This is a genomic window from Salmonella sp. SAL03688 (assembly GCF_046551895.1).
GTDB classification, from domain to species: domain Bacteria; phylum Pseudomonadota; class Gammaproteobacteria; order Enterobacterales; family Enterobacteriaceae; genus Salmonella; species Salmonella enterica.
Window position 1 is genome coordinate 182816 of the sequence record NZ_JBGDVI010000008.1, and the last position, 14247, is coordinate 197062.

General features: G+C 53.7%; 14 protein-coding genes. 7 read left to right on the forward strand and 7 right to left on the reverse strand.

The annotated features are described in order from the left end of the window. The 3 genes from rlmH to ACLJR2_RS11095 all read right to left on the reverse strand — a co-directional run bounded on the left by rlmH (nucleotide 1) and on the right by ACLJR2_RS11095 (nucleotide 1726). The gene (gene rlmH, locus ACLJR2_RS11085; RefSeq protein WP_000776107.1) at nucleotides 1–468 is read right to left on the reverse strand and encodes a 23S rRNA (pseudouridine(1915)-N(3))-methyltransferase RlmH; all 468 of its coding nucleotides are present in this window, start codon (nucleotides 466–468) and stop codon (nucleotides 1–3) included. Nucleotides 469–471: 3 nt separating this feature from the next. Next, a complete protein-coding gene (gene rsfS, locus ACLJR2_RS11090) occupies nucleotides 472–789 on the reverse strand; it encodes a ribosome silencing factor (protein ID WP_001161670.1) in 318 nt (105 codons plus the stop codon). A gap of 328 nt (nucleotides 790–1117) precedes the next feature. Next, nucleotides 1118–1726: an adenosylcobalamin/alpha-ribazole phosphatase gene (locus ACLJR2_RS11095; RefSeq protein ID WP_001241922.1), complete on the reverse strand. Its 609-nt coding sequence runs from the start codon at nucleotides 1724–1726 to the stop codon at nucleotides 1118–1120. A 96-nt stretch (nucleotides 1727–1822) separates the two neighbouring features. On the opposite strand from ACLJR2_RS11095, the gene cobD reads away from it, so the two are divergent. Next, on the forward strand, nucleotides 1823–2917 hold the full coding sequence (cobD, locus tag ACLJR2_RS11100; protein ID WP_001173268.1) for a threonine-phosphate decarboxylase CobD: 1095 nt from the start codon (nucleotides 1823–1825) through the stop codon (nucleotides 2915–2917). On the opposite strand, the gene nadD is transcribed toward cobD, so the two are convergent. From nadD to leuS, 4 genes are read right to left on the reverse strand one after another with little or no spacing between them, the layout of a single operon-like run. Beyond that, a complete protein-coding gene (gene nadD / locus ACLJR2_RS11105; protein WP_001518902.1) occupies nucleotides 2892–3533 on the reverse strand; it encodes a nicotinate-nucleotide adenylyltransferase in 642 nt (213 codons plus the stop codon). The genes cobD and nadD overlap by 26 nt on opposite strands. A 1-nt stretch (nucleotide 3534) precedes the next feature. Further along, nucleotides 3535–4566 (reverse strand): DNA polymerase III subunit delta, encoded by a 1032-nt coding sequence (gene holA / locus ACLJR2_RS11110; protein WP_000620491.1) that lies wholly within the window; start codon nucleotides 4564–4566, stop codon nucleotides 3535–3537. After that, nucleotides 4566–5156: an LPS assembly lipoprotein LptE gene (gene lptE, locus ACLJR2_RS11115; RefSeq protein ID WP_001269950.1), complete on the reverse strand. Its 591-nt coding sequence runs from the start codon at nucleotides 5154–5156 to the stop codon at nucleotides 4566–4568. The genes holA and lptE overlap by 1 nt, the downstream gene beginning before the upstream one ends. A gap of 14 nt (nucleotides 5157–5170) precedes the next feature. Further along, complete coding sequence (gene leuS / locus ACLJR2_RS11120) at nucleotides 5171–7753, reverse strand: leucine--tRNA ligase (RefSeq protein WP_001157916.1); 2583 nt, start codon at nucleotides 7751–7753, stop codon at nucleotides 5171–5173. A 236-nt stretch (nucleotides 7754–7989) separates the two neighbouring features. Here leuS and ACLJR2_RS11125 point away from each other — a divergent pair, with 236 nt between their 5' ends. From ACLJR2_RS11125 to ACLJR2_RS11150, 6 genes are all read left to right on the forward strand, one after another. Further along, nucleotides 7990–8331, forward strand: coding sequence for a UxaA family hydrolase (locus tag ACLJR2_RS11125; protein ID WP_015632837.1), 342 nt, complete (start codon nucleotides 7990–7992; stop codon nucleotides 8329–8331). A gap of 16 nt (nucleotides 8332–8347) precedes the next feature. Continuing rightward, nucleotides 8348–9520, forward strand: coding sequence for a UxaA family hydrolase (locus tag ACLJR2_RS11130; RefSeq protein WP_001670689.1), 1173 nt, complete (start codon nucleotides 8348–8350; stop codon nucleotides 9518–9520). Nucleotides 9521–9569: 49 nt separating this feature from the next. After that, nucleotides 9570–10523 (forward strand): 2-keto-3-deoxygluconate permease, encoded by a 954-nt coding sequence (locus ACLJR2_RS11135; protein WP_000694480.1) that lies wholly within the window; start codon nucleotides 9570–9572, stop codon nucleotides 10521–10523. A 67-nt stretch (nucleotides 10524–10590) separates the two neighbouring features. After that, a complete protein-coding gene (locus ACLJR2_RS11140) occupies nucleotides 10591–12519 on the forward strand; it encodes a sigma-54 interaction domain-containing protein (protein ID WP_001044186.1) in 1929 nt (642 codons plus the stop codon). 92 nt (nucleotides 12520–12611) lie between these two features. Next, entirely contained in the window at nucleotides 12612–13085 is a 474-nt protein-coding gene (locus ACLJR2_RS11145) for a zinc ribbon-containing protein (RefSeq protein ID WP_001044885.1), read from the forward strand. A gap of 81 nt (nucleotides 13086–13166) precedes the next feature. Continuing rightward, nucleotides 13167–14108 (forward strand): hypothetical protein, encoded by a 942-nt coding sequence (locus ACLJR2_RS11150; protein WP_001100314.1) that lies wholly within the window; start codon nucleotides 13167–13169, stop codon nucleotides 14106–14108. The last annotated feature ends 139 nt before the right edge of the window (nucleotides 14109–14247 follow it).

Genomic DNA, 14247 nt, shown 5'->3' on the forward strand with positions numbered 1-14247 from the left:
TCACTCACGGTGATAAGGGTGGTTGGTTGTGATGCTCCACGCCCGGTACAAACTCTCCGCGACCAGAACCCGAACCAGCGGGTGAGGGAGCGTTAACGCCGAGAGCGACCAGCTCTGTTCCGCTGCCGCTTTGCAGGCGGGAGATAATCCTTCCGGGCCGCCAATCAGCAAACTGACGTCGCGCCCGTCCTGTTTCCAGCGCTCCAGCTCATTGGCTAACTGCGGCGTATCCCACGGCTTGCCTGGAATATCCAGGGTAACAATGCGATTCTTACCGGCGGCGGCCAGCATCTGCTCGCCCTCTTTGTCGAGAATGCGTTTGATATCCGCGTTCTTGCCGCGTTTTCCCGCAGGGATTTCGATCAGCTCAAAGGGCATATCTTTCGGAAAACGACGCAGATATTCCGTAAATCCCGTTTGAACCCAGTCGGGCATCTTCGTGCCGACAGCGACAAGTTGCAGCTTCACGCATTAACTCCAGAGTTTTTCCAGTTCATACAGGCGGCGACTTTCTTCCTGCATGACATGCACAATCACATCGCCCAGATCGACGACAATCCAGTCAGCCGCATTCTCGCCTTCGACGCCCAACGGCAGCATACCGGCCGCGCGCGACGACTGCACCACGTGGTCGGCAATAGACATAACGTGACGGCTGGAGGTGCCGGTACAAATAATCATACAGTCGGTGATACTGGATTTACCCTGAACATCTAAGGCGATGATGTCCTGACCTTTCAGGTCATCAATTTTGTCGATAACAAAATCCTGGAGTGCTTTACCCTGCAAGTTTTCCCCCTGGGTGAATAATTGCGTTATAACGATAGAAAAAAGGCCAACAGGCTGGACCGGTAAGGCGTTGCGAGTTAACGCTAACCTTCCGGCGGGACGCCGTGTAGTATACCTGAATTAGCAGCGATACCGGGACTTATGTCGCCGGATCGGCGTTTAAAACCAGATTATCATCCCATCCCACGTCACAGAAAGCATCGCCATTTTTGTAAAACAATTTCTGCAAAGCTCTGCAAGGTGAAAAAAGCCTGGCTGCGGAGAATAACAGCCTGTCGGGGGCTGTCAATGGGCGAAACCGCTGCGGCGAGAAAAAACGGAAAATTCATCACTCAGGCCGCCAGACGGCACGACTATTTAATACTTTCAGGGTGGCGAACCCTTCGCATATGTCGATTGCGCTCCAGCATCCCTGTTCTACCCGGAAATGCCATAGCGAGGCGGCGGGCATTGCGAGCAGACGGGCAATCAACAGGCTGAGTACGCCCTGATGGCTGACGATCAGCAGGTTCTGGCAATCGCTAAACGCGTCGAGTCGCGAGATAAAGCGCTCTACGCGCCGGGTAAAAGCCTGAAAACCCTCGCCATTGGTCGGAACCGCATTCTGCCAGTCCGTACACCAGGCGGCATAGCTTTCGGCATCTTCATGGGTGAGGTCGCGGTGATGGCGCATTTCCCAGTCGCCAAAGTACATCTCATTAAGCTCAGGTAAGATGTGTTGCGGCACATCCCGGCCCTCCAGTACGAGCCGGGCGGTATGGCGCGCGCGCTCCAGCTCGCTGCATAACACCCGGTCAAATGGCGCGTGGCGCAATAAAGTATGTAGCGTTTTCGCCTGGCCAATCCCTTTTTCCGTTAACGGCGTGGGAGCATGTCCGCTATACAACCCGGCGACATTGGCCTCGGTTTCGCCATGACGCACCAGCCACAATCGCATGGTATTCCTCATGAGGTTAAATGCGCAAAACATGATAATGCCCCTGATTGCGCAACGTTTTTTTCACTAAAATAGCGTTTTTTGGCCGGAGGCATAATGGCGTTATTCAACAGCACGCATGGCGGTAATATTCGGGAAGCCGCGACGGTGTTGGGCATCTCGCCTGACCAGTTACTGGATTTTAGCGCAAACATTAATCCGCTGGGTATGCCTGTCAGCGTGAAACGCGCGCTTATCGACAATCTGGACTGCATTGAGCGCTACCCGGACGCCGATTATTTTCATTTGCACCAGGCGCTGGCGCGTCATCATCAGGTGCCGGCATCGTGGATACTGGCGGGAAATGGCGAGACGGAGTCAATCTTTACCGTGGCGAGCGGTCTTAAACCGCGTCGTGCAATGATTGTCACGCCAGGTTTCGCGGAGTATGGCCGGGCGCTGGCGCAAAGTGGCTGTGAAATTCGTCGCTGGTCTCTACGCGAAGCGGATGGCTGGCAGCTTACCGATGCCATTCTTGAGGCGTTGACGCCCGATCTGGACTGCCTGTTTCTGTGTACGCCCAATAATCCTACCGGCCTGCTGCCGGAGCGGCAGTTATTACAGGCCATTGCCGTACGCTGCAAATCGCTGAACATTAACCTGATCCTGGATGAAGCGTTTATCGATTTTATTCCGCATGAGACGGGCTTTATTCCTGCTCTTAAAGATAATCCGCATATCTGGGTGCTGCGTTCGCTGACCAAATTTTATGCCATTCCCGGCCTGCGGTTGGGATATCTCGTCAATAGCGATGACGCGGCGGTGGCGCGGATGCGTCGCCAACAAATGCCGTGGTCGGTTAACGCGCTGGCGGCGCTGGCCGGTGAGGTAGCGTTACAGGATAGCGCCTGGCAACAGGCGACCTGGCATTGGTTACGGGAGGAGGGCGCCCGGTTTTATCAGGCGCTTTGTCAGCTCCCCCTGCTGACGGTCTATCCCGGGCGGGCAAACTATCTGTTGTTACGCTGTGAGCGAGAGGATATTGATCTGCAGCGACGGTTGCTGACGCAGCGGATTTTAATCCGTAGCTGCGCTAACTACCCGGGGCTGGACAGCCGCTATTATCGTGTGGCGATACGCAGCGCTGCGCAAAACGAGCGTCTGCTGTCGGCGCTGCGCAATGTGCTTACCGGTATAACCCCTGCTGATTGATGTAGTTCAGCACGTTTTCCGGCAACAGATCGTCGCAGGACTCGCCTTTTTCCAGCCGTTCGCGGATGAGGGTTGCGGAGATATTAAGCCAGGGCGTTTCCGCCAGGTAAATTTTACCGGCTGGCAACTGGTGCAGATCGTCTGGCGTATGGGTCAGATGCTGTTCCAGCCACTGCTGGTGTTGCGCCTGCGTCATTTCAAGGGGATAGCCCGGACGACGACAAACGATCAGGTGAGTGTTATCAAGGATGGTGTCGTAATCATGCCAGGTGGGGAAGTTAAGCAGCGAGTCCTGGCCGATAATAAACGCCAGCGGCGCTTCGGGACCCTGTTCTTCGCGCCATGCTTTCAGCGTTTGCGCAGTGTAAGAGGGCGCGTTTCGCTGTAGCTCGCGTTCATCCAGTGTAAAAAGCGGCTTATCGGCGATAGCCAGCTCCAGCATATATTTACGCTGCGCGCTGGAGGCTTCCGGCTGGGGGCGATGCGGCGGCACATTGTTAGGCATAATAATCACCCGCGATAAGCCGATCAGATTCGCCAGCGTTTCAACAGGTTTAAGATGTCCATAATGCACCGGATCAAAGGTGCCGCCGAATAAAGCCTGTAACGATTTCATATCACCCATCAATAAATACGTCTGCCAGCGCCTTATGGCAGAGCAGGAGCGACAGCCCTTCAAGATCTGCCCATACCGACTGACCATAATCCTGTTTGAGCGTAATTTCTGTACGCGTCAGTAACTGCACGGCCTGGCGAAGCTGCGCAGGATGGAGACGCTGCAACGCGTCGCCGATCATGGGGCGACGGTTTTGCCAGACCCGGTGTTTATCAAACAGCGCGCGTAACGGCGTATGCGCGGACTGACGTTTGAGATTTACCAGTAGCAGCAGCTCTCGCTGGAGGGTGCGCAGCAGAATAACCGGTTCGCTGCCTTCAAGGCGTAGCTGTTGCAGAATATGCAGCGCGCGTTTGCTTTTCCCCATCAGTAACGCATCCACCCAGTGGAAAGGGGTAAAGTGGGCGGCGTCATTGACGGCCTGCTCTACGCGAGGAAGCGTTAACTTACCGTCAGGCCAAAGCAGCGACAGCCGTTCCAGCGCCTGCGCCAGCGCCAACAGATTGCCCTCATAGCAATAGCACAGCAGTTGGTTCGCGGCGTCATCCAGTTGCAAATTCTGTGCTTTCGCTCTGGCGGCCACCCAGCGGGGAAGCTGCGCCTGCTCCGGCGTCTGACAACTGACCTGAACGCTACGGTCTGCCAGTGCGGTATACCAGGCGGCGTTTTCCTGCGCTTTGGTGAGCTTGTTTCCGCGTACTATTAATAACAGGTCGTCATGCAGCAGCTCGCTCAGGGTGGCGAGTTGCTCATTCATTGCCGCGTTAGGCCCGTTTTCCGGCAGTTGCAGCACCAGCGTTTGACGGCTGGCGAACAGGCTCATCGCCTGGCAGAGTGAGAAAAGCGATCCCCAGTCGGTACTGGGATCGAGAGTAAAAGCGTGGTGCTCTTCGAAGCCTTGCGACGCAGCCGCCAGACGAATAGCGTCCTGACTTTCCTGCAGCAGCAGCGGATCGTTGCCCAATAGCAGATATGCCGCACGCAGCCCTTCGTTGAGCTGCGCGCGGAGTTGTTCAGGATACAACCTGATCATTAGTTACTCAGCGTAGTGGAGACGCGTGCTGGCGTAGAGGCGGGCGCCGCCGTCTCATTGTCGGCGGTAGCCTCCTCTTTCGTCGCCTGAATATCCGCCGCGCGGACGCTGGTCAGCTTGCGAATCAGCTGTTCAGCGGCTTTGTCGTACATCTCCTGAACGATCATGGCCTGCTCGTTATCCTTCGCCAACGCCATCTGCGGGTTATCGAAGAACGAACGGTACACTTTCGTGCTGATAGGATAGATGTCATGGCCCGGAATCAATACCGAGGCATTGACGGTCATTACCATCTGATATTCCGCCGTCTGGCCGTCCTGGAACACTGACGCCGTATCCTGCGAAATAGTCACCGTTCCAAGCCGCAGAGACGGAACGTCTTTGCGCGTTGTGTCTTTATCAAGCAGGTTTACGTTATTCAGCCGTAACTGATTACGTACCGCACGACTTAGCGGACCGTTCGGATCGCCGGAATCGAGGATCATCGTTTTCATTGAAGCCGGAACCTGCGTAGTGCTACGCAGATGCCAGCCGCATCCGGCGGTGACCAGCACCGCCAGAGATAACAACAGTGTTACCAGATATCGCACGCTTCCTCCCGCGCTTAGCCAACAACCAGATTGAGGAGTTTACCCGGAACGTAAATCACTTTACGCACGGTAACGCCATCAAGATATTTTGCCACCAGATGTTCCTGGCCTGCACGTTCACGCACCTGTTCTTCGGTGGCATCCACCGCAACGGTGATCTTACCGCGAACTTTACCGTTAACCTGCACGACAACCAGCGTGGTGTTTTCCACCATTGCCTGCTCGTCGGCAACCGGCCACGGCGCGTTGTCGATATCGCCTTCGCCGCCCAGTTCCTGCCACAAGGTAAAGCAGACGTGCGGGGTGAACGGGTTAAGCATACGCACGACGGCCTGCAGCGCTTCCTGAAGCAGTGCGCGGTCTTGTTCGCCTTCCTGCGGGGCTTTCGCCAGTTTGTTCATCAACTCCATGATCGCCGCAATGGCGGTGTTGAACGTCTGACGGCGGCCGATATCATCGGTCACTTTGGCAATGGTTTTATGCACATCGCGACGCAGCGCTTTTTGATCTTCGCTCAGCGCATCGACGTTCAGCGCCGCGACAGGACCTTTAGCGGTGTGTTCGTAAACTAGCTTCCAGACGCGTTTAATAAAGCGGTTTGCGCCTTCTACGCCGGACTCCTGCCATTCCAGAGTCATATCCGCCGGAGAAGCGAACATCATAAACAGGCGTACCGTGTCCGCGCCATAACGTTCAACCATTACCTGCGGGTCGATACCGTTATTTTTCGACTTGGACATTTTACTCATGCCAGTGTAGACCAGCTCATGACCCGCTGCGTCTTTTGCTTTGACGATGCGGCCTTTTTCATCGCGCTCGACGATAGCGTCAACTGGCGAAACCCAGTTACGTTCGCCGTTCTCGCCGACATAATAGAACGCATCCGCCAGTACCATGCCCTGACACAGCAACTGCTTAGCCGGCTCGTCAGAGGTGACCATGCCCGCATCGCGCATCAGCTTATGGAAGAAGCGGAAGTAGAGCAGGTGCATGATGGCATGTTCAATACCGCCGATGTAGATGTCGACCGGCAGCCAGTAGTTTGCCGCTTTCGAATCCAGCATTCCTTCCTGATACTGCGGGCAGGTGTAACGCGCGTAGTACCATGACGATTCCATAAAGGTGTCGAAGGTGTCGGTTTCACGCAGCGCCGGCATACCGTTAACGGTGGTTTTCGCCCACTCAGGATCGGCCTTGATCGGGCTGGTGATGCCGTCCATGACGACATCTTCCGGCAAAATAACCGGCAGTTGATCTTCCGGCGTCGGCAGCACGGTGCCGTCTTCCAGGGTGACCATCGGGATCGGCGCGCCCCAGTAACGCTGACGGGAAACGCCCCAGTCACGCAGACGGTAGTTCACTTTACGTTCGCCGACGCCTTTTTCCGCCAGTTTATCGGCAATGGCGTTAAACGCCGCTTCAAAGGCCAGGCCGTCGAACTCGCCGGAGTTAAACAGCACGCCTTTTTCGGTCAGCGCCTGTTCGGAAAGATCCGGCTCGGAACCGTCAGCGGCCAGAATCACCGGCTTGATGGTCAAACCGTATTTGGAGGCAAATTCGTAGTCGCGCTGATCGTGACCCGGAACGGCCATCACCGCGCCAGTGCCGTACTCCATCAGGACAAAGTTTGCCGCCCAGACCGGGATCTCTTCGCCAGTTAACGGATGAATCGCTTTATAGCCGGTGTCGACGCCTTTTTTCTCCATGGTCGCCATTTCGGCTTCGGCCACTTTGGTGTTACGGCATTCGTCGATGAACGCCGCCAGCTCGGCGTTGTTCGCCGCCGCTTTTTGCGCCAGCGGATGACCGGCGGCCACCGCCAGGTAAGTGGCGCCCATAAAGGTATCCGGACGGGTGGTATAGACGGTCAGGGTGTTATCGTAACCCTTCACATCGAAGGTGATTTCCACGCCTTCAGAGCGGCCAATCCAGTTGCGCTGCATCGTTTTTACGGTATCAGGCCAGTGGTCCAGCTTATCCAGATCGCGCAACAATTCGTCTGCGTAAGCGGTGATTTTGATAAACCACTGTGGGATCTCTTTACGCTCAACTTTGGTATCGCAGCGCCAGCAGCAGCCGTCGATCACCTGTTCGTTGGCGAGAACGGTCTGATCGTTCGGGCACCAGTTAACGGCAGAAGTCTTCTTGTACACCAGGCCTTTTTTATACAGCTCGGTGAAGAATTTCTGTTCCCAACGGTAGTATTCCGGGGTGCAGGTCGCGATTTCACGGCTCCAGTCATAGCCAAAACCCAGCGTTTTGAGCTGGTTTTTCATGTACGCGATGTTGTCGTACGTCCACGGCGCCGGCGCGGTGTTGTTCTTCACCGCCGCGCCTTCCGCCGGCAGGCCGAAGGCGTCCCAGCCGATTGGCTGCAGCACGTTTTTGCCCAGCATGCGCTGGTAGCGGGCAACCACGTCGCCGATGGTGTAGTTACGTACGTGGCCCATGTGTAGTCGGCCAGAAGGATAGGGAAGCATCGACAGGCAGTAATACTTCTCTTTGCTCTCGTCTTCGGTCACTTCAAATGTGCGCTTCTCATCCCAGTGAAGCTGTACTTTGGATTCTATCTCTTCCGGGCGGTATTGCTCTTGCATGGCAGCCAGTAGTCCTGTTTTCGATACAGCTACAAATGTAGCTTTAGAGGTGGTGTTTAGATCCGCATAGCATAGCCCAAACACGCACGTCAAAACAGGGGGTAGAACATTTGTCGCGCCAGGCGTTCATGAGGAGGTGACGCAAAATGCGACACGACTGAGGCAAATTACCGCAGTTCCTGTCACCGCCAGATCGGCCTGTAAAAATAAAGTCATATAAACCATGCAGTTAAAAAATGGCACGCCTTTTGATTAGGGAAGACAGGACTAAAGCAAAGGAGTTAATCGTGAAAAAAAATGCAGTGGTGATTCACCCTCAGGATTGCGTCGCGACGGCTATTACGGCGCTCAAAGCCGGCGAAACCGCCACAATGTTCGTTGGCGAACGCGAGATAAGCGTTGTGTTACATCAGGATGTGCCATTTGGCCACAAATTCGCCATCTGCGATGTGCCTTTTCATGGCGAAGTTTATAAATATGGCGAATCCATTGGCCGCGCCACTCAGGAAATAAAAAGTGGCGACTATGTGCACGTCCACAATGTGGAAAGCGAACGCGGACGTGGTGACTGGAAATAATATAAAACAAGGGAAAATGATTATGAGCAATGAGACTTTTTTGGGTTTCCGCCGCCCTGACGGCCGTTTTGGCATCCGTAATTATGTACTGATTTTACCTACCAGCGTTTGTGCGAATAAAGTTGCCCAGGATATTGCCCGGCAGGTAAAAGGCGCGACATGGGTGAATAACGATTTTGGCTGCTGCCAGGTAGCAGGCGATGCGCGTCTGACGGAAAAAACATTGATTAATGTGGCGAATAATCCCAACGTCGGCGCTATTGTGGTTGTGGGCTTAGGCTGTGAAGGCGCGGAGCCGCTGCGCATCGCAGAAGAGATTACCGCATTTGGCAAACCGACTTCCTGCATTACCATTCAGGAAGAGGGCGGCACGCTTAAATGTCAGGCCAGGGGGATTTCGCTGGCCCGCGACTATGCGCAACAACTCTCCATGCAAAAACCGCAGCAAGCACCGGTTAGCGAGCTGCTGCTGGCGATGGAGTGCGGCGGGTCAGATACGACATCGGGGCTGGCGTCTAACCCTTCCTGCGGGGTCGCCTCGGATAAGCTGATACGCTGCGGCGGAAGCTCAATTCTTTCTGAAACGACGGAATTTATTGGCGCCGAGCATGTGATGGCGAAACGCGCGGTGACGCCGGAGGTTGGTCAACAGCTCATTGATTTAGTGGTCGGCTGCGAGGCGCGAGCAAAAGCGCTGGGCGAGGATATTCGCGGGGGACAGCCGACGCCGGGCAATATTAAAGGCGGGTTGACTACCATTGAAGAAAAATCGTTAGGCTGTATGCATAAAGCGGGTCATGCGCCGCTACAGGGCGTACTGGAATATGCCGATAGCCCAACGCATCCTGGCCTGTGGATTATGGATACCCCGGGGCAGGATATTGAATCTATTTCCGGCATGGTGGCGGGTGGAGCGCAGATCGTTATTTTTACTACCGGTCGCGGAACGCCTGCCGGTAACCCAATAGCGCCGGTAATAAAAATTACGGGTAATAAAGCAACGTGGGAAATGATGCAGGACAATATTGATATTGATGTGTCCGCCATTATGTCTGGCGAGGCTTCTATTACGCAAATGGGCGAGGAAATTTATCAGGAAATTTTACGCGTCGCGAATGGGAAAACGACTAAATCAGAAGATTTAGGTCATAACGAATTCTCTATTTATAAGATCGCGCCGACGTTCTGATACCAAATCGGGCAGCACAAGCTGTCCGGTTATCTCCTGGGAATAAGCTATGAAAATTAAAAAAACACTGGAACGTTTTCCTGGTGGTATGATGGTTGTACCGCTGATCATCGGCGCATTGTTTAAAACCTTTGCGCCGGAGGCGCTGGAAATAGGCGGTTTTGTCACCTCTATTTCGCATGGCGCAATGGCGATTTTAGGCATGTTTTTAGTCTGTATGGGCGCGGATATCCAGTTTAAAGCCGCGCCGAAAGCGTTGAAAAAAGGCGCTGCGATCACCTTTGCGAAATTTGCCAGCGGCGTGATTATTGGCATTCTGGTCGGGAAATTTTGCGGCCCGGATGGGTTATTAGGTCTGTCGGCTTTAGCGATTATTTCGGCGATGACCAACTCGAACAGTGGGTTATATGCCGCGTTGGTGGGGGAGTACGGCGATGAAACCGACGGCGGCGCGATTGCGGTAATATCGTTGAACGATGGTCCCTTTTTCACCATGCTGGCGTTAGGGTCGGCAGGCATGGTGTCGATACCCTTTATGAATCTGGTGGCGGTTATTATTCCCATTATCATTGGCATGATTTTGGGCAATCTGGATGAGGACATGCGCAAGTTTCTTAAACAGGGCAGCGTGGTAACGATTCCCTTTTTTGCCTTTGGGTTAGGATACGGTATTGATTTCGCAAGACTTATCACGGCAGGTTCTTCAGGCATTTTACTGGGACTCATGACGGTGGCGATTGGCGGATTTTTTAATATTTTCGCCGATCGTGTGACGGGAGGCAGCGGCGTGGCAGGCGCGGCGGTATCCACCACCTCTGGCAACGCCGTCGCGACGCCAGCGGCAATCGCGCTGCTCGATCCGCATTTTACTGACCTGGCGTCGACGGCGGCGGCGCAGGTGGCGGCCTCGACGATTATTACCGCTCTGTGCGCCCCCTTCCTGACCGTATGGATAAAAAAACGCTACGATCGTAAACTGAACCCAGCCGCCGCAGGCGGTTAGCGTTTCGGCGGAAAATAAATCACGACGGGCGGTCTCGCCCGTTCATAAACCAACAGGATGGTGAGTGATGAATAAGACGAAAGATATAGCCGCATCTCCTCTCTGTTTTGTCTCTCCTTACCCTCAACTGGCAAAGGCTGCCGAGGCGCTGGTCGCGCAGTTGGATTACGCCGTCACTATTCATCAAACGACGCTTAATCGTATCCTGGATGAGCTACCTTTATTAGAGTCCCGTGGGCACCAGGTACTGATTAGTCGTGGCGGCTGTGCGGAAATATTAAAAAAGCACAGTAAATTACCGGTAGTCGAAATTAAAATGTCCGGCTACGACATTCTTGATGCGCTTATCCCTTTTAAAGGACAAAAAGGCACTGTCGGTATTGTCGGCTTTTCCAGTGTGATCAAAGGATGCGCGCGCGTAGCGGAACAGTTAAATATTAACTATAAAATTTTTACCTTACAGGGAAATGATAAAGAAACGATTTCTTGCCTGAAGCGGCAATTAGCGTCCACGCCATTAGATTGCATTGTTGGCGATACCGTTTGTCAGGATTATTTTTCACCGCTGGGCTCGCAATTCCGTTTACTTGATTCCAGCCCCGCCTCAATAACCGAAGCTCTGGAAGAGGCCCGCTCATTATATCTGGCTTTTCGCAGCCAATTACTGGAGCGTCATCATCTGCAGCTGATTCTCGATCAGTTTGATAAAGCTGTTATCACGCTTGATGATACCGGCGCGTTACTGCATTACAATAAATATGCGAGCCAACTTTTTAAAGTTAACGCCTCCGGTGAAATTTATGACGCGTCTTTCCTGAAACAGGTATTGCACCAGGAGCGGCATACATTACGCGAGGGAAAAACCGTCAGCGCGAAAGTCGTCGATACGCCGCAAGGCGCGATGGTGGTTAATCTGTATCCGGTATTTGCGGCCAGACAGTTAAGCCGGGTGGTGTTGACGATGCAAACCGTCTCCAGTTTACAGGGGGCGGAACATCATGTTCGCCGCCAGGAACTGTCTCGCCGCGGCTTGAGCGCCCGCTATCATTTCGACGATCTGCTTACCGAAAACCCGGAAATGCTGCGTCGTCTGGCGATCATTAAAAATTATGCCGGTACGGACGCGACTATCTTAATTAATGGCGAAAGCGGGACGGGAAAAGAGGTGCTGGCGCAAAGTATTCATAATGCCAGCCAACGCGTCAACGGCCCGTTCGTCGCCATTAACTGCGGCGCGATGGCCCCTCAGATTCTGGAGAGCGAACTCTTTGGCTATGTCGCCGGCGCATTTACCGGCGCGTCGCCGAAAGGCAAAATAGGCCTGTTTGAATTAGCGCACCACGGTACCATTTTTCTGGATGAGATTAGCGAGCTGGATAAACCGCTACAGACGCGCTTATTACGGGTATTGCAGGAGCGGCAGATTATGCGGCTGGGCTCAGACCAGATGATACCTGTTGATATTCGCGTGATTGCAGCGACCAATCAGACGTTAACGAAGCTCATTGCGGACGGGACATTTCGCGAAGATCTTTACTATCGGCTTAACGTATTAAAAGTGACCACCATCCCGCTACGCAAACGTCCGGAGGATATCAAAGCCATCGGCCTGTCGCTGCTTACCAGTTTCAGCCAGCATTATAAACGCCCGGCACTAACGTTAACCCCGGCGCTGTGGCAAGAGCTTCAGCGCTTCGCCTGGCCCGGAAACGTCAGGCAGTTAAGCAATATTATCGAACGGCTGGTGCTCTCTATTGATCACTCCCCGGCAACGCTGGATGAGGGCCGCCTCTTGCTGGACGATCTGGAAGAGGGGAGCCGACGCGAGCCAAGTACCTGCCACGACTGCCAGATGTTGGCTGGCGATTATAAAACGATTCGCCTGCGTATTTTGAGAAAATTATTAGAGGCGGAAAGGGATAATAAATCGTTAGTGGCGAAACGGTTAAATGTCGATCGTACCTCGCTGACGCGCTGGATACGTGAGTCGGCCTGACAAGAATTTACAGACTCTGTGGGCAGCCTTGCAAAGCGTAACGCAAATAACGTCTATTATTATAGACAGTTAACGATCCAAGAGGTGAAGTGATGAACAAGGTTGCTCAATATTACCGTGAACTGGTGGCCTCATTAAGCGAGCGTTTACGCAATGGCGAGCGCGACATTGATGCGCTGGTGGAGCAGGCGCGCCAGCGCGTGATGCAAACAGGGGAGTTAACGCGAACCGAGGTGGACGAACTGACGCGCGCTGTCAGACGCGATCTGGAAGAGTTCGCCATGAGCTACGAAGAGAGCCAGGAAGATAGCGTCTTCTTGCGGGTGATTAAAGAGAGTCTCTGGCAGGAACTGGCGGACATTACCGACAAAACCCAGCTGGAATGGCGTGAAGTCTTCCAGGATTTGAATCACCACGGCGTGTATCACAGTGGCGAAGTGGTGGGGTTGGGGAATCTGGTGTGCGAGAAGTGCCACTATCATCTGGCGGTTTACACGCCGGATGTGTTGCCGCTCTGCCCGAAGTGTGGCCACGATCAGTTCCAGCGCAGGCCGTTTGAGCCGTAAGGTTCATTATTGCAGGGAGCAGGCGTATGATCGCCTGCTCAGTAGGTTTATCAGGAATCGTAACTGACAAGGAATGTGTTGATGAATGTGTTTTGCTCCATGGGTTGCCGGGCTGTGGTTTTGCTATGGGGGCTGGGATCCTTTTCCGCTTTCGCCGCGCTGACGCCAGCCGACGGACAGCAAATCAATGCGTTGGTGGATAGTTGGAACGATGCTCTGAATCGAACGGAAAGCACGCCGCCGCAGTCACTGTATAGGGGAAAGGTGGAGTGGTATGGTCAGTCGCTTTCCGCGCAGCAGGTTGTGGCCAGGGAGCAGGCGTTTTTGGCGAAAAATAGTGACTATCAGCAACACATTGTCACCGCATTGAATATTCAGCCAGCGGAAGATGATAAATCAGTCATCGTTCGTTTTGTTAAACGCGCAGGTACGACGGGAAAAATGACCAACTATCCCGAGGAAATATTGCTGATGCGCGACGCGGCGGGATGGCGAATCACCCGCGAAACCGACGGCATTACGCGTGCTAATCAGAGTAAAGAGAAAAGTGCCGAAGTTGCCAGGGGTAAATTTGATGGCCAACATTTGAGCTACGTCTGGCTTCGCGAGGAAAATCCACGGACTGGCGGTGCGTGTTCGGACGATAGTGATTGTGATTGCTCGCTGTGGAGCAGCGATGCGGAAGTGAAGCCAGTGAAGTTATCGCAATGCCTGGTCGGAAATATTGAGACGCTATCCGGGTTGGACGATAGCGGGCGGGATCGCGTCATGGTTTCTCCACAATGGTGGAGTAGCGTATTTCGTGTGGTGTATCTGTTTGATATCCAGAAGAAACAATGGATTCAGGCCACGTCCGCTTTTACTCGCAACCTTAATATGCAGCCGACGGAAACAGCATCGGATTTGGTGAAACCCGATTTACAGCGTCCGGGGCGGATACGCGTCACGCAGGCTATCTATGACGACGCGAAAGAGGTGACGACCATTGACGTGATTAGCCAGCCCCTCTGGACGCTGAAATAACCAATATTGCTCTGTATCGAAGCCTGTATCACGCATTCAACGGGAGTGTTAGAAATTCTGTGTCATTCCAGTAATATACAATCAAAAAGGAATGACACATGTCCCAGCCCTTCGATTTCGATAAAGCGCTTAAGGCACT

What these genes read in the sequence shown, in the direction of transcription:
- ACLJR2_RS11095 (WP_001241922.1), bottom strand. Translation starts at nt 1,726, where the DNA reads ATGCGATTGTGGCTGGTGCGTCATGGCGAAACCGAGGCCAATGTCGCC.
- holA (WP_000620491.1), bottom strand. Translation starts at nt 4,566, where the DNA reads ATGATCAGGTTGTATCCTGAACAACTCCGCGCGCAGCTCAACGAAGGG.
- ACLJR2_RS11145 (WP_001044885.1), top strand. Translation starts at nt 12,612, where the DNA reads ATGAACAAGGTTGCTCAATATTACCGTGAACTGGTGGCCTCATTAAGC.
- ACLJR2_RS11150 (WP_001100314.1), top strand. Translation starts at nt 13,167, where the DNA reads ATGAATGTGTTTTGCTCCATGGGTTGCCGGGCTGTGGTTTTGCTATGG.
- nadD (WP_001518902.1), bottom strand. Translation starts at nt 3,533, where the DNA reads ATGAAATCGTTACAGGCTTTATTCGGCGGCACCTTTGATCCGGTGCAT.
- cobD (WP_001173268.1), top strand. Translation starts at nt 1,823, where the DNA reads ATGGCGTTATTCAACAGCACGCATGGCGGTAATATTCGGGAAGCCGCG.
- ACLJR2_RS11135 (WP_000694480.1), top strand. Translation starts at nt 9,570, where the DNA reads ATGAAAATTAAAAAAACACTGGAACGTTTTCCTGGTGGTATGATGGTT.
- leuS (WP_001157916.1), bottom strand. Translation starts at nt 7,753, where the DNA reads ATGCAAGAGCAATACCGCCCGGAAGAGATAGAATCCAAAGTACAGCTT.
- ACLJR2_RS11140 (WP_001044186.1), top strand. Translation starts at nt 10,591, where the DNA reads ATGAATAAGACGAAAGATATAGCCGCATCTCCTCTCTGTTTTGTCTCT.
- ACLJR2_RS11130 (WP_001670689.1), top strand. Translation starts at nt 8,348, where the DNA reads ATGATTATGAGCAATGAGACTTTTTTGGGTTTCCGCCGCCCTGACGGC.
- ACLJR2_RS11125 (WP_015632837.1), top strand. Translation starts at nt 7,990, where the DNA reads ATGGCACGCCTTTTGATTAGGGAAGACAGGACTAAAGCAAAGGAGTTA.